23 protein-coding genes are annotated in these 19,684 nt (G+C 33.7%); 14 read left to right on the forward strand and 9 right to left on the reverse strand.

What is annotated here, in order from left to right; genetic code table 11:
* Window positions 1-5: 5 nt before the first annotated feature.
* A complete protein-coding gene (locus tag NZ698_RS02390) occupies window positions 6-896 on the forward strand; it encodes a diacylglycerol/lipid kinase family protein (protein WP_438265545.1) in 891 nt (296 codons plus the stop codon).
* 247 nt (window positions 897-1,143) lie between these two features.
* On the opposite strand, the gene NZ698_RS02395 is transcribed toward NZ698_RS02390, so the two are convergent.
* Complete coding sequence (locus tag NZ698_RS02395; RefSeq protein ID WP_263001490.1) at window positions 1,144-2,424, reverse strand: dicarboxylate/amino acid:cation symporter; 1,281 nt, start codon at window positions 2,422-2,424, stop codon at window positions 1,144-1,146.
* 307 nt (window positions 2,425-2,731) lie between these two features.
* Window positions 2,732-4,417: a gamma-glutamyltransferase gene (gene ggt, locus NZ698_RS02400; RefSeq protein WP_263001492.1), complete on the reverse strand. Its 1,686-nt coding sequence runs from the start codon at window positions 4,415-4,417 to the stop codon at window positions 2,732-2,734.
* A gap of 160 nt (window positions 4,418-4,577) precedes the next feature.
* Here ggt and NZ698_RS02405 point away from each other — a divergent pair, with 160 nt between their 5' ends.
* The 3 genes from NZ698_RS02405 to NZ698_RS02415 all read left to right on the forward strand — a co-directional run bounded on the left by NZ698_RS02405 (window position 4,578) and on the right by NZ698_RS02415 (window position 7,004).
* Window positions 4,578-5,543, forward strand: coding sequence for an NAD-dependent epimerase/dehydratase family protein (locus tag NZ698_RS02405; protein ID WP_263001494.1), 966 nt, complete (start codon window positions 4,578-4,580; stop codon window positions 5,541-5,543).
* An 82-nt stretch (window positions 5,544-5,625) separates the two neighbouring features.
* Complete coding sequence (locus NZ698_RS02410) at window positions 5,626-6,378, forward strand: polysaccharide deacetylase family protein (RefSeq protein WP_263001496.1); 753 nt, start codon at window positions 5,626-5,628, stop codon at window positions 6,376-6,378.
* A 2-nt stretch (window positions 6,379-6,380) separates the two neighbouring features.
* Window positions 6,381-7,004 carry a hypothetical protein gene (locus NZ698_RS02415; RefSeq protein ID WP_263001498.1) on the forward strand — a complete coding sequence of 208 codons (624 nt, stop codon included), beginning with the start codon at window positions 6,381-6,383 and terminating at the stop codon, window positions 7,002-7,004.
* Between the two features lie 21 nt (window positions 7,005-7,025).
* On the opposite strand, the gene NZ698_RS02420 is transcribed toward NZ698_RS02415, so the two are convergent.
* Both NZ698_RS02420 and NZ698_RS02425 read right to left on the reverse strand, forming a co-directional pair.
* Window positions 7,026-8,381 (reverse strand): metallophosphoesterase, encoded by a 1,356-nt coding sequence (locus NZ698_RS02420; RefSeq protein WP_263001500.1) that lies wholly within the window; start codon window positions 8,379-8,381, stop codon window positions 7,026-7,028.
* A gap of 70 nt (window positions 8,382-8,451) precedes the next feature.
* Window positions 8,452-9,519: a 3-oxoacyl-ACP synthase III family protein gene (locus NZ698_RS02425; RefSeq protein ID WP_263001502.1), complete on the reverse strand. Its 1,068-nt coding sequence runs from the start codon at window positions 9,517-9,519 to the stop codon at window positions 8,452-8,454.
* Between the two features lie 100 nt (window positions 9,520-9,619).
* On the opposite strand from NZ698_RS02425, the gene NZ698_RS02430 reads away from it, so the two are divergent.
* From NZ698_RS02430 to NZ698_RS02465, 8 genes are all read left to right on the forward strand, one after another.
* Window positions 9,620-10,189 carry a hypothetical protein gene (locus tag NZ698_RS02430; RefSeq protein WP_263001504.1) on the forward strand — a complete coding sequence of 190 codons (570 nt, stop codon included), beginning with the start codon at window positions 9,620-9,622 and terminating at the stop codon, window positions 10,187-10,189.
* Window positions 10,186-10,917 carry a bifunctional demethylmenaquinone methyltransferase/2-methoxy-6-polyprenyl-1,4-benzoquinol methylase UbiE gene (gene ubiE, locus NZ698_RS02435; RefSeq protein WP_047442839.1) on the forward strand — a complete coding sequence of 244 codons (732 nt, stop codon included), beginning with the start codon at window positions 10,186-10,188 and terminating at the stop codon, window positions 10,915-10,917. Before NZ698_RS02430 ends, ubiE begins: the two co-directional genes overlap by 4 nt.
* 3 nt (window positions 10,918-10,920) lie before the next feature.
* A complete protein-coding gene (porT, locus tag NZ698_RS02440) occupies window positions 10,921-11,703 on the forward strand; it encodes a type IX secretion/gliding motility protein PorT/SprT (protein ID WP_263001506.1) in 783 nt (260 codons plus the stop codon).
* 138 nt (window positions 11,704-11,841) lie between these two features.
* Window positions 11,842-12,144, forward strand: a complete 303-nt coding sequence (locus NZ698_RS02445) for a hypothetical protein (protein ID WP_263001508.1) — start codon at window positions 11,842-11,844, stop codon at window positions 12,142-12,144.
* A complete protein-coding gene (locus tag NZ698_RS02450) occupies window positions 12,144-12,431 on the forward strand; it encodes a cell division protein ZapA (RefSeq protein WP_263001509.1) in 288 nt (95 codons plus the stop codon). The genes NZ698_RS02445 and NZ698_RS02450 overlap by 1 nt, the downstream gene beginning before the upstream one ends.
* Before the next feature lie 222 nt (window positions 12,432-12,653).
* Entirely contained in the window at window positions 12,654-14,222 is a 1,569-nt protein-coding gene (gene rny, locus NZ698_RS02455; RefSeq protein ID WP_263001510.1) for a ribonuclease Y, read from the forward strand.
* 226 nt (window positions 14,223-14,448) lie between these two features.
* Complete coding sequence (locus NZ698_RS02460) at window positions 14,449-14,649, forward strand: hypothetical protein (protein WP_263001511.1); 201 nt, start codon at window positions 14,449-14,451, stop codon at window positions 14,647-14,649.
* A gap of 38 nt (window positions 14,650-14,687) precedes the next feature.
* Window positions 14,688-14,873 (forward strand): hypothetical protein, encoded by a 186-nt coding sequence (locus NZ698_RS02465; protein ID WP_263001512.1) that lies wholly within the window; start codon window positions 14,688-14,690, stop codon window positions 14,871-14,873.
* Window positions 14,874-14,940: 67 nt separating this feature from the next.
* Here NZ698_RS02465 and NZ698_RS02470 read toward each other — a convergent pair whose 3' ends face one another.
* The gene (locus NZ698_RS02470) at window positions 14,941-15,819 is read right to left on the reverse strand and encodes a sugar phosphate isomerase/epimerase family protein (protein ID WP_263001513.1); all 879 of its coding nucleotides are present in this window, start codon (window positions 15,817-15,819) and stop codon (window positions 14,941-14,943) included.
* Between the two features lie 8 nt (window positions 15,820-15,827).
* A complete protein-coding gene (locus tag NZ698_RS02475; protein ID WP_263001514.1) occupies window positions 15,828-16,295 on the reverse strand; it encodes an acyl-CoA thioesterase in 468 nt (155 codons plus the stop codon).
* Window positions 16,296-16,427: 132 nt separating this feature from the next.
* Between NZ698_RS02475 and NZ698_RS02480 the strand changes: the two genes are divergently transcribed.
* A complete protein-coding gene (locus NZ698_RS02480; protein WP_263001515.1) occupies window positions 16,428-16,784 on the forward strand; it encodes an arsenate reductase family protein in 357 nt (118 codons plus the stop codon).
* A 167-nt stretch (window positions 16,785-16,951) separates the two neighbouring features.
* On the opposite strand, the gene gcvT is transcribed toward NZ698_RS02480, so the two are convergent.
* The 3 genes from gcvT to idi are packed head-to-tail and all read right to left on the reverse strand — an operon-like array spanning window position 16,952 to window position 19,031.
* Complete coding sequence (gene gcvT / locus NZ698_RS02485) at window positions 16,952-18,028, reverse strand: glycine cleavage system aminomethyltransferase GcvT (RefSeq protein WP_263001516.1); 1,077 nt, start codon at window positions 18,026-18,028, stop codon at window positions 16,952-16,954.
* Between the two features lie 8 nt (window positions 18,029-18,036).
* Window positions 18,037-18,513, reverse strand: coding sequence for a hypothetical protein (locus NZ698_RS02490; RefSeq protein WP_263001517.1), 477 nt, complete (start codon window positions 18,511-18,513; stop codon window positions 18,037-18,039).
* 8 nt (window positions 18,514-18,521) lie between these two features.
* A complete protein-coding gene (gene idi / locus NZ698_RS02495; RefSeq protein WP_263001518.1) occupies window positions 18,522-19,031 on the reverse strand; it encodes an isopentenyl-diphosphate Delta-isomerase in 510 nt (169 codons plus the stop codon).
* 238 nt (window positions 19,032-19,269) lie between these two features.
* On the opposite strand from idi, the gene NZ698_RS02500 reads away from it, so the two are divergent.
* Window positions 19,270-19,671 carry an LNS2 domain-containing protein gene (locus NZ698_RS02500; protein WP_129534104.1) on the forward strand — a complete coding sequence of 134 codons (402 nt, stop codon included), beginning with the start codon at window positions 19,270-19,272 and terminating at the stop codon, window positions 19,669-19,671.
* Window positions 19,672-19,684: the final 13 nt, after the last annotated feature.

Genomic DNA, 19,684 nt, shown 5'->3' on the forward strand with positions numbered 1-19,684 from the left:
TATTAATGCTTCCAAATCAGGAAGCATTTTTTACTTTTGTGGCAATGGAAAAAGTAGCTTTTATCATCAATCCTTTTTCGGCAAAAAAGAATTATCAGCCATTTCTCAATGAGCTGAAGAAGAAAGTAGGTAATCCTTTATACTACATTTCAGAATCTATTTTGGGAACTGATGAATTTATTCTGAAGCATTTTCCGGATACAGATATTTTTGTGGCGATTGGCGGCGACGGTACAATTTCTACAGTGGCGAAAAATCTGATTAATACCGAAAAAGTTCTCGCTATCTTTCCTGCTGGTTCGGGTAATGGTTTTTCAAACGAAACACAATTCAGTAAAAATTTAGATGAACTTTTAGAGAAACTAAATCAGAGAAAATCCAGAAAAATAGACACTTTCACCGTTAACGGAAGATTATCCATCAATGTTTCGGGAACCGGATTTGACGGAAAAGTGGTGAAAGAATTTGAAAAAACCGACCGTGGATTTAAAAATTATATTAAAGTTTCACTAAAGACCTTTTTTAATTATAAACCCATTAAGCTGAAATTCTTAGACGAAAAATACCAACAATACAACGGAAAATATCTGATGGTTAACATCGCAAACACCCGTCAATTTGGTAATAACGCATTTATCGCTCCAATGGCGAGTAAAAGTGACGGTTTGGTTGATATGGTTTTGGTTAAAAAATTTCCATTGACCTATTCACCGCTTTTTGCTTTCAGAATGTTTACCAAAAAACTCAAAGAAGACGATTATATCACGTATTTACCGGTTTCAGAAGTCGAATTCAAAGTCAATACTAAAAATTGGCATCTCGATGGTGAATTCAACAAGATAAAATCACCGATTCACATTAAAGTTCAGCCTGCGAGTCTTACGATTCTGATTTAATGTGATTTTTTTAGGAGCTATTTCCCGCTTTCCGTTGCAATCTTTTTTTTCAAAAAAGGATTTCCACTTCAATCGGGGCTAGGATTTTCTTCTTCGTTAGAAAACTTATCAATTTTATTACAAGAATTATTTTACTGATGATTGTACAGCATTTTGCGTGAAGTTTGTCATTCCGTAGGAATCTAAACATCGTAAATAAAAACTTTGCAGAGATTCCTGTGGAATGACAATTTGAATTAAACAAAGATCAAACTTCCAACTTCTTCTCCACCTCATTCGGATGATCTAAAGCATATTGTAACTGACCTTTATCTAACTGTTTTTCCCAGTTTGCAACCACTACTGTTGCTACAGAATTCCCTATAACATTGGTCAAAGCGCGGCATTCACTCATAAATTTATCTATTCCCAAAATCAAAGTCATTCCCGCAATCGGAATTTCAGGAACCACAGCGAGAGTTGCCGCTAAAGTTACAAATCCGGCTCCAGTAACTCCTGCAGCACCTTTTGAACTTAACATGGCAACCAGAAGAAGCATCAATTGTTTTTCGATAGAAAGATCAATATTCAAAGCCTGCGCAATAAAAAGTGAGGCTAAAGTCATGTAAATATTGGTTCCGTCAAGATTAAAAGAATATCCTGTCGGTACCACCAATCCTACAATCGCCTTTGAGCAACCTGCTTTTTCAAGCTTTTCCATGATCCCCGGAAGTGCGGATTCTGATGAGCTTGTTCCCAAAACCAAAAGAAGTTCTTCTTTCAGATAATACATCAGTTTAAAAATATTAAAACCATTGTACCATGCAACTGCTCCTAAAACCAATACAACAAACAGGGCAGAAGTAATGTAAAATGTACCTACCAGAAAAATTAAATTTAACACAGAACCCAATCCGTATTTTCCTATGGTAAAAGCCATCGCTCCAAATGCGCCAATCGGAGCCAGTTTCATCAGCATATGCACAATTTTGAAAATCGGTGTCGCCAAATCCTGTAAGAAATCTGTTACTCTTTGGCTTTTTTCTTTTGTTAAAACCAATGCAATTCCCATTAAAATCGCTACCAAAAGTACCTGAAGAATATTATCACCCACCAATGGACTGAATAAAGTTTCAGGAATAATATTCATCATAAAGCCAGTCAATGTCGTATCATGAGCTTTTTGTTGATATTGTGAAACATCGCCTGAAAGTGTTGCCGGATCAATATTTAATCCGGAACCGGGATGTAAAAGATTTCCCACAATTAATCCTATGATTAAAGCCAGTGTGGAAAACGTGAAAAAGTAAATCATTGCTTTGACGGCAATTCTTCCTACTTTTTTCAGGTCGGTCATGTGTGCAATTCCTAAAGTCAGGGTGATAAAAATCACCGGCGCGATAATCATTTTCACCAATTTGATGAAACCGTCACCTAAAGGTTTCATTTTCTCACCTAGTTCTGGATAAAATTTTCCTAAAAGAATTCCTGCAATGATCGCAACAATAACCTGAAAGTAAAGTTGCTGATAGATTTTTTTGGCTTTCAAAGCTTATGTATTTATAATTTGAAAAGTAAGAAAATTACTTGGGAAATAGGATGGATGATATGAGAAAAATATTCTTTTCGCATGTCAGAATATTGATTTGGGCTGCAAGAATATAGTTTTTGGAGACAAAAATATCCTTTTGGGGTGCAAGAATATTTATTCATGATGCGAAAGTATTGGTTCAGGAAGCAAGAATATTACTTTAGGAACCGAAAATATTGATTTTGGAAGCAAAAATATTATTTCAATAAATCTTCAAGCTTTTTAAAATTTTGAAGGTTTTGTAACTCTTTCGTTACAAAGAAAATTATTCTACCGCCACAGAATCATCGCCACGACCATCTGCAACGGCATGAATATTTCCATTATCATCAATCAAAATCATTTCTGTTCTTCCGAGTTGTCCCCATCTTTCGCCTTTATAACCTAGTTTTTCGAGATCTTTGATGGTAGTTTCTGGGAAATTTTTCTCAAAAGCAACCATTTCAGGTAACCATTGGTGATGGAATTTTGGAGAATTTACAGAAATATTAGCATTCAGTTTAAAATCAACAACATCTACAATCGACTGGTAAACTGACGTTGGAATCGTAGTTCCGCCCGGAGTTCCGACAATCATGTAAGGTTTTCCATTTTTTAAAACGATGGTCGGAGTCATTGAGGAAAGCATTCTTTTATTCGGTTGAATAGAATTGGCTTCTCCACCAACGGCTCCAAACATATTGGGAACACCTGGTTTTACAGAGAAATCATCCATTTCGTTGTTTAGGAAAAATCCTGCTCCTGAAACGACAACTTTACTTCCGTATAAACCATTTAAAGTAGTTGTTACCGCAGCTGCATTTCCTTCTTTATCAATTACTGAAATATGCGTGGTTTCTGTTGATTCTTTTGGTTGATTGATCTTTTTTCCGACTTCTGAACTTAGAGTAGCTTTATTAAAACTAAAACTTTTCCATCTGTTTTTCAAATATTCGTCGGAAATCAAATAAGCAGTTTTATCCTGAATGAAATCCGGATCTCCCATATATTCTGCTCTGTCTGCGAAAGCTCTTCTTTCGGCTTCCACCATAATCTGAACGGCTTGAGTTGAATTTTGCTGATATTTTTCTAAATTTTCAAAACCTGACATTTTTAGCATTTGAGCTAAAAGAATTCCGCCGCTTGATGGCAATGGCATTGATACGATCTGGTTTCCTTTATAATCAAACTCCAGAGCTTTTCTTTCTGCAACTTTATAATTTTTAAGATCTTCCAAAGTGATGATTCCGTTTCCCTTTTTCATTTCGGCAACCAGAAGTTCTGCAGTTTTCCCTTCATAAAATCCTTTCAAACCTGATTTTTGAATTAATTTTAAAGTTTGTGCCAATTCTTTCTGAACCAAAATGTCTCCGGATTTCCAACCCTCAATTTTCACAAAAGCACTTGACGTTTTATTATATCTCTTAAAATATTCTTTGCTTGAATTTAATAATCCGGCTTCCTGTTCGGTAATGGCAAATCCTTTTTCAGCCAGATCAATTGCGGGCTGAATGATTTGATTCATAGGGAGTTTACAATATTTTAAAGTAGCGAAAAATCCTGCCACACTTCCCGGAATTCCTACTGCTAATCGTCCGTTTTGGGATAAATCTGTATTTGCGTTGCCTTTTTGGTCCAGATACATATCTCTTGAAGCTTTTTTGGGAGCCGTTTCGCGATAATCGATTGTGAATCTTTCTCCATTATTTTTAACTCCGACTAAAAATCCGCCACCACCGATGTTTCCGGCTTGAGGATAAACTACTGCTAAAGCGTATTGTGTGGCTACAATTGCGTCATAAGCATTTCCTCCCATTTTTAAAATTTTAGCACCTGCTTCGCTTGCAAGAGGATGTGCAGAAACCACAACTCCTTTGTTTTTGACTTTGACTTCTTTTACAATATTGATGTCGGTATATTGAGCATTGATGAATGATGAAGCTAATGCGATTGTTAATAACAACTTTTTCATTTTAATCTGTGTTTTTAGTTGTGTAAAATGTTATGTTAAATTGTTTTTATTTCAAAATTAAATTTTTGATGACAAAAATTATATCCGAATTTACAATTTTGTTTTCTTATAGTAGCCAAAATCTCTATTTTTGCTTTTACTCATCTAATAAAATATAAAAATGGAATCCTTCACGGAAAAAATTCTCATCACAGGAGCTTTAGGTCAGATAGGCACAGAGCTTACCAACAGACTTGTAGAAATTCACGGAGCTGAAAATGTAGTTGCTTCCGGACTCGACAGATGGCAAAAAGACCTTACTTCTGCAGGATATTATGAAAGAATGGATGTTACCAATACGCAATTGGTGAGACAAGTCATTAAAGATTACGATATCACAACCGTTTATCATTTGGCTTCATTGTTGTCGGGAACTTCTGAAAAGCAACCGGTTTTTGCATGGAAACTGAATCTTGAACCACTTCTTCATTTTTGTGAAATGGCAAAGGAAGGTTTGCTTAAAAAGATTTTCTGGCCTAGTTCGATTGCTGTTTTCGGGAAAGGAATTCCTAAAAATGATGTTGCTCAGGATGTTGTTTTGAATCCGACTACGGTTTACGGAATTTCAAAAATGGCAGGTGAAAAATGGTGTGAATATTATTTTGATAAATATGGAGTTGATGTAAGAAGTATAAGATATCCCGGATTGATTTCGTGGAAAACTCCTGCAGGTGGAGGAACTACAGATTATGCAGTTGAGATTTTTTACGAAGCAGTAGAAGAGGGGAAATACACAAGTTTTATATCTGAAGACACAGCGATGCCGATGTTGTATATGGATGATGCAATCAACGCAACATTGAAATTAATGGAAGCTCCGAAGGAAAGTTTGACGGTTCGTTCATCTTACAATCTAGGTGGAATGTCTTTTACGCCAAAAGAATTGGCAGCAGAAATCAAGAAAGAAATTCCGGAATTTGAGATCGATTATAAGCCGGATTTCAGACAGGCAATTGCAGATTCGTGGCCGTCATCAATTGATGATTCTATTGCAAAAAAGGATTGGAATCTTTCTTATGATTATGGGATTTCTGAAATGTCTAAAGATATGATCAAGAATTTAAAAGTAAAATTAAATAAGAATTAGAATATTAAATTTACTTTAATTGAAAATAGTTTTAACTACTGATAAATAGCAGTTTATGTAATTTATCTAAATTTTAATTTAAATGGTTTTATTGACTTTCAACATTGTGAATATTGACTCCGAAACCCAAAAAGGGTTTCAGATTTCTAATGATGAAAGGTTGGAAATCACTGATGCCAATACAAAATCGGTTCTGAGAATTTTAGATATTCATGAAGTTAAAGCAAGTTTTTTTATCGAAATTTCAATCATAGAAAAACTTAAAAATCTGATAAAAGCAATTTCTGCTCAAGGGCATGAAATTGCTTTTTATAATAAAGATTCTTCTGCCTCACAAATCGAAGTAACTAAAAAAATTACAGAAGAATTTCTTGAAAAACAGATCAAAGGTATTCGTCAAAAGGAATTTAAAATAGACGAAAATGATTTGAAAATGATGGGCTTCAATTATATCTCGAATATTGATCATGCAGATATTTTGTTTCCATTTAAACGATTGAATAGGAATTCTGAGATTACTGAAGAAAATGGAATCAGTATTGTTCCGGAAAGTATATCACCTTACAGTCAGCTTCCTTATAATGATTTTGTGTTTCAAGCTTTGCCAATGAAGTACTATCAGAATATGGTTTTTGAGACTTTAAAAAACGATGATTTTGTTTTGGTTTATCTTGATGTTTGGCAATTCACCGATGTAAAAAAATATAACTTTAAAGTTCCATTTCACAGAAGCTTTAACTGCGGGAAAAAGATGGAAGATAAGCTTGAAGCTTTCCTAGTTTGGATTAATGAAAAAGAAATGGCAACCTCAAGAATGAAGGATTATATATTTTGATTATGAAACCAACTTTGCAATTACCACAAACTATAAGATTTCCAAATCAGGATGAAATTCCAATGAGTAATTCTGCAGTTGCAGAGAGATTTGAGGCAAGTAAAACTGCAAATATAGTTCAAGGTTACACTTTGAATTATAACAATCATAAAGATGCAGATCTACAAGGATTCAATTTTTATTCTGAAATAAATATTAATAATTCTAATCTGTGGAATGTTATTTTAGCTTTATCTAAAACACTTCCCGAAGAAGTGTCAGTATTGTTTGGTCATATAGATTCTGATCTCAAATATGGCTTTTATAAAAAGAAAAGCATTGTATTGGAATTTTTAGAAAAGTATAAAACTGAAATAACACAGGATGCTTTTATTAATTTTGGACTGATTTACAATGATGATGATATTTTGATTGAGATCTTTGTTGATGAAAGTAAGTATATAAAATATTGGGGAAATGACGAAGAGTCATTTCGAAAGATATTAAATGATTTTGGAATTGCTGAAGTTGACAATCTTGAATTTATTGATGAATTTCCCAAAGTTAGAGAATCTTTAAAGCATTCTAATGAAAATGTGGTTGATTCACATGAACTCATTGGAATATTTTTCAAAAAATATCTTTAATTCAGAAATGTTGATTAGAGTTTAAGAAAGCTCCAATAGCGTAATCTCAGGTAAAACTCCAACTCTTCCAGGATAACCTAAAACCCCGAAACCACGGTTCACATAAAGCAGTTTTCCTTCGCTTTCATACAAATCTGCCCATTTTGGATATCGATATTGTACAGGTGACCATTTGATATTTTTTAAATCTAAGCCAAACTGCATTCCGTGAGTGTGACCGGAAAGTGTCAAACTGATATCTGCAGGATGTTTTTTAACCACATAATCAAAATGGGTAGGATCGTGGCTCATTAATATTTTTGCAGCATTTTGCGGCACGTTTTCTAATGCTTTGTCGATTTTTCCGAATTGAGGGAAAGGTTTTAGTCCCCAGTTTTCTACGCCTAAAATGTATAGTTTTTCTCCGTTTCTATCGATTACACGGTTTTCGTTCATCAACATATCGAAACCAGCCTGTTTTTCGTATTCTATCAAGGTGTCAAGATTTACTTTTTTAGCATTTGGAGAATCCCATGTTACGTAGTCGCCGTAATCATGGTTTCCTAAAACTGCAAACTTGCCGTCTTTTGCTTTAATTTTAGAAAAAAGAGGAATGAAAGGTTTGAATTCTTCTGAAACATTATTCACCATATCTCCGGTAAATAATACTAAATCAGGGTTTTGTTCATTAATCAGATCAATTGCATGTTCAAGTTTACTCGGATCAGAGAAACTTCCGCTGTGAACATCTGAAATCTGAATGATTTTATATCCTTTGAAACTATTTGGAAGATTTTTAATTTTTACTTTTACCTGTCTTACTTTATGACGGTATTTTCCAAAGGTAATTCCGTCAATGAATAAAGCTGAAAGTACACCGCCAAGACCTAAACCAACCAAGCTTACAAATTTTCTTCTCTCTGGTAAATATGGTCGTTCATTGATAAAGAAATCTTTGTAATAATATATTGAAACAATTACCAACAAAGCAAGTGATATTTTTCCCTTGGTTGACAATGAAAGTGGTGCTAATGCTAAAAATAAGATGTATGATATTATTGCTATAATTTGCATCATAGAAATTTCGTGAAAAATAAATTTTCTATAAAATTCTGTTGGTATTCTTATAAAATCTTCAAACAGTAAACCTATGACAATGAAAATTTTAGGTAATATGAAGACCAAAAACAACGAAATCATGATTTGCGCTCTCATTGTACTTCTGTCTGATCTTTGAAAATGGGAAACTTCGTAAGCGAAGAATCCGTAAACAGCCAAAGACAAAACGCAATAGCCGAGTTTGATCCATGAATTATCAGTTAGAGTTCTGATTGCCTGATAAATATAGACTTCAAGAAACAAGAAGATGGCAGCTATAAATAAAAAATTTCTTTGCATAATGGAGTTTTAAAAAAGCACAAAGAAAATTCCTCTGTGCTTTTTAATATTTTTTAAATTAATTTAAGTCTTAAGGAAATTTATAAACGATCGCATTGATGTTCATTCCGGCACCTACCGAAGTCATCACAATGTTCCCTTTATCTTTAAACGAATGACCATCCATTTTTCCTTTAATTATTAAATCAAACATGGTAGGAATAGTTGCCACAGAAGAATTGCCAAACTCCTGAATCGTCATTGGTGAAATTGCGTGATCGTAATCTTTCACATCGTAAAGCTTATGAAGTCTTTCTATCATCGCATAATCCATCTTCGCATTGGCTTGATGAATCAGGATTTTGTCAATGTCTTCAATGGAAAGTCCTGCATTATCAATCGTTTCTTTTATTGCTGTAGGAACATTTTTTAAAGCATATTCGTATATTTTTCTACCCATCATTCTGATGTACAGTTTCTGATCGTCAAAATCTTTATTGATAGAAGGGCCGTTTCTTAGATATTCTAATTCAGGACCGTTGTCGCAAATTGTATTATGAGAAATAATTCCGACATTTTCTTCATCAGTTGCTGTTACGACAACTGCACCGGCTCCGTCAGCAAAAATCATTTTATTTCTGTCGTAAGGATCGGTAACGCGGCTCAAAGTTTCTGAGCCAACTACCAAAATAGTTTTTGCTACACCTGCTTTGATAAGATTGTTTGCCAAAATCATCGCTTCAACCCAACCAGGACAACCGAAAATCATATCATAAGTGATACATTTTCTATTTTTGATGCCTAAATGATTTTTTACTCGTCCCGCCATATTCGGCATAAAACTCGCAGCACCATTGGTTCCTACTTCTCCGAAATTACTTGCGTAAATGATGTAATCTAAATCTTCACCGTCAACTTTTGCATCTTCAAGAGCAACTTTCGCAGCTTCGTAGCCGATTTTTGAATTTGAAGTGTCATCTTCAATATATCTTCTGTTTTCAATTTCTGTAATTTCTACAAATTTTGAGATGATTTCTTCTGTTGGCTTGTCTATTTTTTCGCCTTCATCGGTATAGAATTCAGAATTTAGAAAATAATCTCTACCAATAACTCTGTTAGGAATGTAAGATCCAGAACCAATAATGATCGTATTCGGCATTCGTTTAAATGATTTTATAAAGATGCAAAGTTAATAATTAATATTAATAAGAAAGAATTAAAAATATTATTAAATTTGCAAAAATTGTGCTTTACAATCTATGAAAAACAATCCGTCTTTAAAAGGGTTACTCATCGCCTCTGTGGTTTTTATACTTGCTTTTGGAGTTTACTTCTTCTTTCTTGCCAAGAAAAATTATTATCTGGTAGATAACCCGACTCCTTATACCTATTACTATAAAATCAACAATGGTTCTGAAGGGATAATTTCTGCCGGACAATATGTAAATGTAAACCTTAAAAAAGGGAAAAATTCGATTAAAGTTTTTGATCAGAATAAGAAATTGTTGTACGATTCTGCCTTTGAAGTGAATAAGATCAGAGGTCTAATTAACATTGCGCATAAGGATTATTATGTTAATCGTCAATATTATGGGTACAATCTTAAAAAAGATTCATTACTTTTGGCGTTGGATAAAACGATTATAGACGGGAAACCATATTTTGGGGGGGCTAAACGATTCAATAAGCTTTATACAGAAGACTTTTATTATAATGTAGATGAAGATTATGATAAGCTGATAAAGAACATTGATAAAGTAGAATCCCGCTCAAAGATCTTTAGAAAACAAGATTACCTTAACTATTATAAAGAATATTACAAGTTTTGACAAACGATATCAATAAAGTAACTCCCTACAACTCTGAGGCTACGAAAAAAAGCCAGGTAGAGGATATGTTCGACAATATAGCGCCGAAATACGACTTGCTAAACCATGCTTTGTCTATGAAAATAGATGTTTTATGGAGAAACAAACTTGTTCGTATGATGAAGGAAGATGCTCCGCAAGAAGTACTTGATGTTGCTACAGGAACAGGAGATTTGGCAATTGCTGTGGAAAAAGGTACCAATGCAAAAGTGGTTGGTTTGGATTTATCGCAACAAATGTTAAATGTTGGCGTTATTAAAATAAAAAAACTTAAATTAGACGGCAAAATTTCTATGCAGAAAGGCGATGCAGAAAATTTACCTTTCGAGGACAATAGATTCGATGCTGTTTCCGTTGCATTTGGAGTGAGGAACTTTGAAAACCTTACAAAAGGTTTGGCAGAGCTGAGAAGAGTAGTGAAAGAAAACAAGAGCGTTTATATTCTTGAGTTTTCAAAAGTGGAAGGTTTTTTAGGACCGTTTTATATGTTTTATTTCAAAAATATATTACCGGCAATCGGAAGATTGGTTTCAAAAGACAACAGAGCTTACACATATCTTCCGGATTCTGTAAATGCTTTTCCGTTTGGAGAAAAAATGAGACAAATACTTTTGGATACAGGATTCAAAAAAGTAGAATATAAAAAATTAAGTTTAGGTATAGCCACAATTTATAAAGCAACAAAATAACCTATGAATAAATTTCTATTAAAAGCTCTGGTTTTAGCATCAGTTAGCATTGCAACTTTTGCAGATGCGCAATTTAGAACTCGTAACAGGATGGATAAGCTGGAAGATTTTGACCAGCAGAAATTCAGCTGGGGATTCTTTTTAAACGGAAATAGACTAGACTACCGCATCGTTCTTAACCCAAGATATGGGATGAGCGGAAACACAAATCTTGTTACTTCAAAAGAGAGTTACAGTTTTGGTGCAGGTCTTATCACAAAATTCAGACTAAATGATTATTTAGACGTAAGAGTAGAACCAGGTTTGCAGTTTGCACAGAGACAATTGATCTTTAATACACAATCAAACGATATTTATCAAAACGGGAATCCTCAGAACCCTCCATTTACTCCTATTGCCTTAACTGAAAAAGATAGAGTAAGAGAAATTAAATCAACTTTGGTTGACGTTCCTGTTTTATTGGAACTTCATGGTGAAAGATGGTACAATTCAAGACCTTATATTGCAGCTGGTGTGAATTATATTGTAAACTTACAGTCAAATTCGGATTCGGCAGATGATAATCAACAACAGGTTTTCAGATCTACAACGCACAATTTTGCGTATTCTGCAGAGATGGGAATCCAGTTTTATTTCAATAAATTTAAATTGACTCCTGCCATCAGAGGAACGTTCTTTATGAACAACGAAATGGTTGCTGATAATGCAACTACGCCGCCTTACTGGTCTGCAGCAGTTTCTACTTTACAGACAAGAGCCGTAATGTTTGTATTGAAATTTGAATAATATAATAAAAAATTAATGTAGAAAGGAGATGCTTTGGCATCTCCTTTTTGTTTTTAGTCAAAATATAGAGACTTTTATTTTTGTGGGTCTTTTTATTTTCATATTTTTGCTTTTAGTTAGAATATTTAGAAACCTGAAATGCTTCAAGAATTAGAAAACAATTTTTCTGAACTGGAAAAAAAGATTTTGAATCTTCATAAAAGTCATCAAAATCTTTCTGAAAAGTTATCAGAATTAAATAAAGAGCATGAAGAGCTGAAGATGAAGTACGATGAAGAGCGAAAGAAAAATCAGGTATTAGCAGAAGAACAGAAAAATATAAAATTGTATTCAGCAATATCAGGAAATCCTGAACACAACAGACTCATGAAAAGCCATATCAACAGATTGGTAAAAGAAGTAGACTTTTGTATTGCACAGCTTCAAAACAGTGGACTATAATGGAGGTAAGAAGAATAACCATCAACATTGCAGGAAGAGTATATCCGCTGAATGTACCCGCAGCAGAGGAAGAAACTTTGCGCAAAGTGGGGAAGCAGATTGAAAATATGATTAAAGATTTTGAACAGAATTTCGATGTAAGAGATAAACAGGATGCTTTGGCAATGTGTGCCCTTAAATTGGGAACCAATGCAGAAGTGGTATCTATGAACTACGAAAGAAATATAAATTCTACCAACGAAAGATTAGCCAAAATTAATCAGACGTTGAATGAAGTTGGAAAATAAATTTTTCCACAAAAAGCTGCCTACAGTAATTCTAACACATTAAGGTAAACTCAACACTAAACAATTAATGTTCGAAAGTCTTTTCAATGGCGTGCTGCTTTACGCAGATTACAGAGAGAAGAAATCAGATCAAATCGTGGAGATCGGGAGTTTACTCTAAATCACTGGATTATTGTAGGCTTTTTTATTTTTAAATTTAGACAATTAAAACTCAATATATATATGACAACAGCCATAATAGTCGGCGTTATTTGTTTAGTAATAGGTGCTGTTTTAGGAATGGTATTTTCTAAAAGTTCCCTCAATGCTAAAGGCAAATTTATTATAGACGATGCAACCAAAAATGCCGAAAACCTTATAGAGAAGGCTAATGTACAAGCCGAATCCATAAAAAAAGAAAAAAACCTTCAGGCTAAAGAAAAATTTCTTGAACTGAAATCTCAGCATGATGCAGACATTCAGTCACGTGAAAGAAAAATGCAGGAAGCTGAAAAAAGAACTAAAGACAAAGAAAACAAACTGAATGACGAGCTTAGCAAAGCCGGAAAATTAGAAAAAGATCTTGACAGACAAATCGCTGATTACGCGAAGAAAACTGAAATTCTAGAGAAAAAACAGCAAGAACTGGATTCGGCTACATCGAAGAAAGTTGAAATGCTTGAGAAAATTTCAAATTATACTGCAGAAGAAGCGAAAGCAGAATTGGTGGAAACCATGAAAGCTGAAGCAAAAACAAGAGCTCAGGCTCACGTTCAGAGCATCATGGAAGAAGCTCAGTTGAATGCAAAAAGCGAAGCAAGAAAAATAGTTATTCAGACTATTCAAAGAATTGGTACAGAACAGGCAATTGAAAATTCGGTTTCTGTATTTAATATCGAATCAGACGAAGTAAAAGGTAGAATTATCGGTAGAGAAGGTAGAAATATCCGTGCTTTAGAAGCTATGACTGGTGTTGAAATCATCGTAGATGATACTCCGGAAGCTATTCTTCTTTCATGTTTCGATCCTGTAAGAAGAGAGATCGCTAGATTATCACTTCACAGATTGGTAACTGACGGTAGAATTCACCCTGCAAGAATCGAAGAAGTTGTTGAGAAAACTAAAAAAATGATCGAAGAAGAGATCATTGAGGTTGGTAAAAGAACCATCATCGATCTTGGAATCCACGGTTTACACCCGGAATTGGTGAAAATTGTCGGTAGAATGAAATACCGTTCGTCTTACGGACAAAACCTTTTACAACACTCAAGAGAAGTAGCAAACATTGCTGCAACAATGGCTGCTGAATTAGGATTAAATGTAAAAATGGCTAAAAGAGCAGGTCTTTTACACGATATTGGTAAAGTTCCGGAACAGGAATCTGAACTTCCTCACGCTTTATTAGGAATGCAATGGGCAGAGAAATACGGTGAAAACCCTGAAGTTATCAATGCAATTGGAGCTCACCACGACGAAGTAGAAATGACTTCATTATTATCACCAATCATTCAGGTTGCCGATGCGATTTCAGGAGCAAGACCGGGAGCAAGACGTCAGGTTTTAGAATCTTATATCCAGAGATTGAAAGATCTTGAAGCTGCGGCATTAAGCTTTGACGGAGTTTCGAGTGCCTATGCAATTCAGGCAGGAAGAGAATTGAGAGTAATGGTAGAAAGCGGAAAAGTAAATGACGAGATCGCTTCTCAACTTTCTTATGACATCTCAGAGAAAATTCAGAACGAGCTGACTTATCCGGGACAAGTAAGAGTTACCGTAATCAGAGAAACAAGAGCTGTAAACATCGCAAGATAATTCAGTTTCACCATAAATAAAGAATCCTTTCAGAGAAATTTGGAAGGATTTTTTATTTAATCAAGTTTAATTGTTGGTTGATTTTTATTTTTTAAAAGTTAATTAAATAATAATATTTTAGAATAAATAATAACAATTTATATTTAACGTTATAAATAATGTAAAGTAAATTGCAATGTAGTTGTTATAATTGTTAAATTTGAATACAACTTAAAACCAAATTATTATGTTAAATGAAATTCTAAAAAATGCTAAGAAATTAAAAACTTCTGATCTGAAAGAGATTGTAGGAGGAGCCGGAAAAATTGGTACTCCCGATTTATCTCTTTGTGGATGTAGTTGTTCAGGTGCAGTTACAGGGCCGAAATATTGCCCGACTTACATTGCCTGTCCACAAGTTTATACTTGCGATGACTTCGCGGTATAAATTATAATCTTATATTTTTCAACTTAAACCAAATTATTATGTTAAATGAAATTTTAAAAAACGCTAAGAAATTAAAAAGTTCTGATCTGAAAGACATCGTTGGAGGTGTTGGCAAAATTGGCACTCCAGATTTATCGCTTTGTAAATGCAGCTGCACAGGAGCTGTAACAGGTCCTAAATATTGCAGCCAATATATTAGTTGTCCACAAGTGATTACTTGCTAATACTAAAACTTTTAAAATAGAAAGTCTTCCGTAATTGGAAGACTTTGCTTTTTAATTAAATAAAATTCTATTTCTTATTAAAGAAAAAAGAATTATCGTTAATATACTTTTTACTCATCGTAAGGCTTTCAAAAATATCTTTATCACTTGAATCTTGCTCAACAAACCAATATTTCAAACCTGCTTTTTCTCTTGCTTCGAAGATCTTTTTAAAATCAATTGTTCCAGATCCAACTTCTGCAAATTTTTTGGTGTCTTTCTGCATGTCCTTCACATGCCATAATGGAAACCTTTTCGGATACTTTTCAAAATAGTCCAAAGGGTCAAATCCTGCTTTTGAAATCCAGTATAAATCTAGTTCCATTTTGACTAGATCAGGCGAAGTATTCTCTAAAATGAAATCATACATCAATTGTTTTTCGTCTAATTTCTCAAACTCAAAGTCATGATTGTGATATGCAAATTGAATTCCGGATTGCTTTGTAATTTCTGCAGATTTATTCAATAATTCAGGTAGTTTTCTGTAGTTTTCAAGTGTTCTTTCTTCAGGAACCAGGTAAGAACACACCATATATTTTGATCCGATAAAATTTAAATCCTCAACAGATTTGTCCCAACTATTAAGTAAAGTTCCTCTTCCGTTTTTTACAACTCCGGTTTGATGATGTGAACTGATGACTTTTAAGCCTGTATTATTTAAAATAGATTGAAATTCAGTCCTGTTTTTGCCGAAAAAGGTTCCATCATATCCATAGATTTCCAAATCTTTAAAACCTAAAGCCGCTATTCTTTCTAAAGCTTTCTCTAAATTTTTTGAAACAGCTCCTCTTACGGTGTAAAGTTGTATTGCCAATCGACAATCTTTTTTTAAAGAGTTAGAAATTCCGCATGAGTACAATCCGAAAAATCCTAAAGATGACAATTTTAAAAAATCAATTCTTTGCATAATTAAGTTTAAAGAAATGGTTTCATTTCGTCTTCAATCTGTGTTCTGAGTTCCATCAGACGTTTTGCGTACATTTCCTGCTGTTTCTCCTCGTTAGATTCGGGAATCCACTTCGGAACGGGAAGTTTTTTTCCATTCTCGTCAACTGCAACAAATACAATAATACAATGCGTTTTTTTATCGAAAACAGGCTGTTTCAGGTTTCTGGAGAAGACGTTGATCGAAATATGCATACTCGAAGATCCTGTATAAATTACCTGAGCTTCAACTTTAACAATTTCTCCGATTTTGATCGGGTCATAAAAACGGATTCCACCGACGTAAACCGTGACAGAATAATTTCCGCTCCAGGTTGTTGCACAGGCATATCCCGCTTGGTCAATCCATTTCATTACGCTTCCACCATGTACATTTCCTCCGTAATTGACATCTGAAGGCTCTGAAATAAATTGAAATGTAATCGGTTTGTTATCCATTTTTTTTAATATTTTACTAAAGATATTTAATTATTTTCAAAAAGTCAGATTAAATTCGTCTTTTAAGATATTAAAGTGTTATATTGTCAAAATGTTCAATTTTGAACGTCAATAATAAAAATTATAATATAGATGAAAAAAGTATTTTATCTTAATAGTTGCGACACTTGCAGAAAAATTTTAGCAAAATTTGATCTGAGAGATTGGGAGATGCGTGAAATAAAGAAAGAGCCGATTACAGTACAAGAAGTAGAGGCAATGCACAAAATTACCAATTCTTACGAGGATTTGTTTAGTAAAAAATCTACTCAGATAAAACTGAGAGAGCTTGATTTGAAAACAATGGGAGAAGATGATTTCAAAGAATTGTTATTAGACCATTACACTTTCTTGAAGCGCCCGGTTTTCCTTACAGATACAGAGATTTTTATAGGTAACGATAAGAAAAACATTGAAAATTTAAGAGCCCATTTCAACGGAAATAATTAAAAACTCTTATTTTTCTTAGAAAGTAAAAACCACAGATCAAATCTGTGGTTTTTTATTTCAAAGCAATTTCTCCCTTTAGGGTCGGGGAAAAAATTGCTTGAAAATTTAATCAAAATTAATTTTCCCACTTTAAAGAGAAAGATTTTGATTAAATTTAAAGTATTTTATTATACAAAAGGCATTTTCACCACCTTCGCCGGAATATTTTTGTTTCTTACCTGAATAAAAATTTCTGTTCCCAATTTGAAATGAGGTTTATCAACATAAGCGATTCCCAAACCTATTTTTTTCATTGGAGACTGCGTTCCTGAAGTTACTTTTCCGATTACATTACCTTCTGCATCAACAACCGGATAATCATGTCTTGGAACTCCTTTATCAGTTAATTCAAAACCAACCAATTTTCTGGTAACACCTTCTTCTTTTTGTTTTGCGAAAATTTCTTTAGACACAAAATCTTTATCAAATTTTGTGATCCAGCCCAATCCTGCTTCGATAGGAGAGGTGGTGTCATCAATGTCCATTCCGTAAAGACAGAAACCTTTTTCAAGTCTTAAAGTATCTCTTGCAGCCAATCCGCAAGGAATAATTCCTTCACTTTCTCCGGCTTCAATAATTGCATCCCAAAGTTGTTCTGCATTTTCGTTTTTAAAATAAATTTCAAAACCGCCGCTTCCTGTGTAACCTGTGTTTGAAATAATTACATCACTTACTCCTGTCACTGAACCAACGGTAAAATGATAATAAGGAATTTCTGAAAGATTACTTTCAGTTAATTTCTGAAGAATTTCAGTTGCTTTCGGACCCTGAACTGCCAAAAGAGACATTTCGTCTGAAGCATTTGTCATTTTTGCACCAAACGTATTGTATTTTGAGATGTGATCCCAGTCTTTTTCAATATTTGAAGCGTTTACTACGACAAAATATTTATTGTCCTCCATTTTATAAACGATCAAATCATCTACAATTCCACCATCTTCGTTTGGAAGGCAAGAATATTGAGCTTTTCCGTTTTCAAGAGCATCAACATTGTTTGTTGTTACGAATTGTAAAAGATCTTTAGAACCTTCACCTTCAATGAAAAACTGTCCCATGTGAGACACGTCAAATAATCCCGCTTTTTCTCTTACTGAAAAATGTTCTTCCGTCACTCCGGAATATTGTACAGGCATATCAAATCCTGCAAAAGGTACAATTTTCGCTCCCAAAGAAACGTGTTTGTCGTACAAGGCTGTTTTCTTCATGTTTATTTTTATTTCTTTATTTTAAAAGTTTCAAAAGCTTCGTTGAAAAGCTTCATGTAATTTCCGTTCCAGTATTTTTGCTGACAATTGATGGTGAGAAGATATAATTTTTTCTCCTTCTGAAGCACTTTTGTGATCCAGAATATTTTCTCATGCTCGTCAAAAAATTCGTAGTTGTATTCTGTATAACCTTTTTTACCGCTTCCTGTCTTTATTTTCTTTTCTTCATCGGAAGATTTATACAAAGCCAGAATAAACTTTTTGATCTCAGCTTTAGGTAGATTCAGATCATCATATTCGGAAATTGTGATTGCACCAATCTGATTGGTTGGGAAAATATTGACAATTCCTGCGTCGTTAGTTGCTTTCCATGTATCGGGCATTTCGATGGAATAATTTTCACTGTCATAAAGTTCTGTACCTAATTTCTGTGAAAAAGACAAAACGCTTATGAAAACTGAAACTATGAATATTATTTTTTTCATCATTATATTTAAAAGTGGTGTTTATATTCTTCGAGAATAATTTTAAACCATTCAGTAAATTTTTCAGGATTTTCTGTAATTTCCTTATCCAGATTTTCCATAGAAATATATCGTACTTCTTCCACTTCATCCTGATTAAGATTAAATTCTGAATTGTAAGATCCTGTGAAGACATAATCAAGCTCGTGCTCCCAAAGTCCACCTCCAACATCTGCTTTATAGATGAAATTAAATTTTTCTGAAAGTTCAGCTTCAATTCCTAATTCTTCTTTTACTCTTCTTTTTGCACCGTCAAGATAATTTTCACCATCTCTTGGATGCGAACAAACGGCATTGGTCCATTGATTGGGTGAGTGATATTTCGCCGAAGCACGCTTCTGTAAAAGCATTTCGCCATTATCATTAAATAAAAATACAGAAAATGCACGATGCAGCAAACCATTGATATGAGCCTGCTGTTTTTCCATCAAACCCAAAACTTCATCTTTGGGATTTACTAAAACTACATATTCTTCCATTCCTACAAATTTAAGTTTAAATCATGATTTCGTAAAATAATTGTTTAAAATTTTTAATATTTATGAAATATTGGCTTTTTTTTAAATAAAAAAAAGAGGTTAAATTTGTGAATAATGCAACAGAATAGTATTCTTTACTTATTTAAATAGATTTTTTGTGTTAAAATTTTAACATAAACTAAGATTAATACAACTCTTTAGTTGATAATGTGTAACTTTGCGCTTTAAAAAATTGAAGATGGAACTAGATTATATTGAGCACATAAGTCCGATTTTGAAGGATGGAGTTAAGAATTATTTGATTGATATCGACGGAACAGTTACAGATGATGTTCCCAATGAAGAACCGGAAAGAATGGTAACATGTTTACCTTATCCTGATGCTTTAGAAACAGTTAACAAATGGTACGACGAAGGTCACCAAATCTGTTTTTTCACCTCAAGAACTGAAAATTTGAAGCAGATTACAATCGATTGGTTAGACAAACACGGATTTAAATATCACAGTGTATTGTGCGGAAAACCAAGAGGTGGAAACTATCACTGGATCGACAATCATTTGGTTCGCGCAACAAGATATAAAGGAAAATTTACTGATTTGGTTGAGAAACAGGTGACCATCGAAGTTTTTAAAGATTAAAAAATATAATTAA

This window comes from Chryseobacterium edaphi (assembly GCF_025628985.1).
GTDB classification, from domain to species: Bacteria; Bacteroidota; Bacteroidia; order Flavobacteriales; family Weeksellaceae; genus Chryseobacterium; species Chryseobacterium edaphi.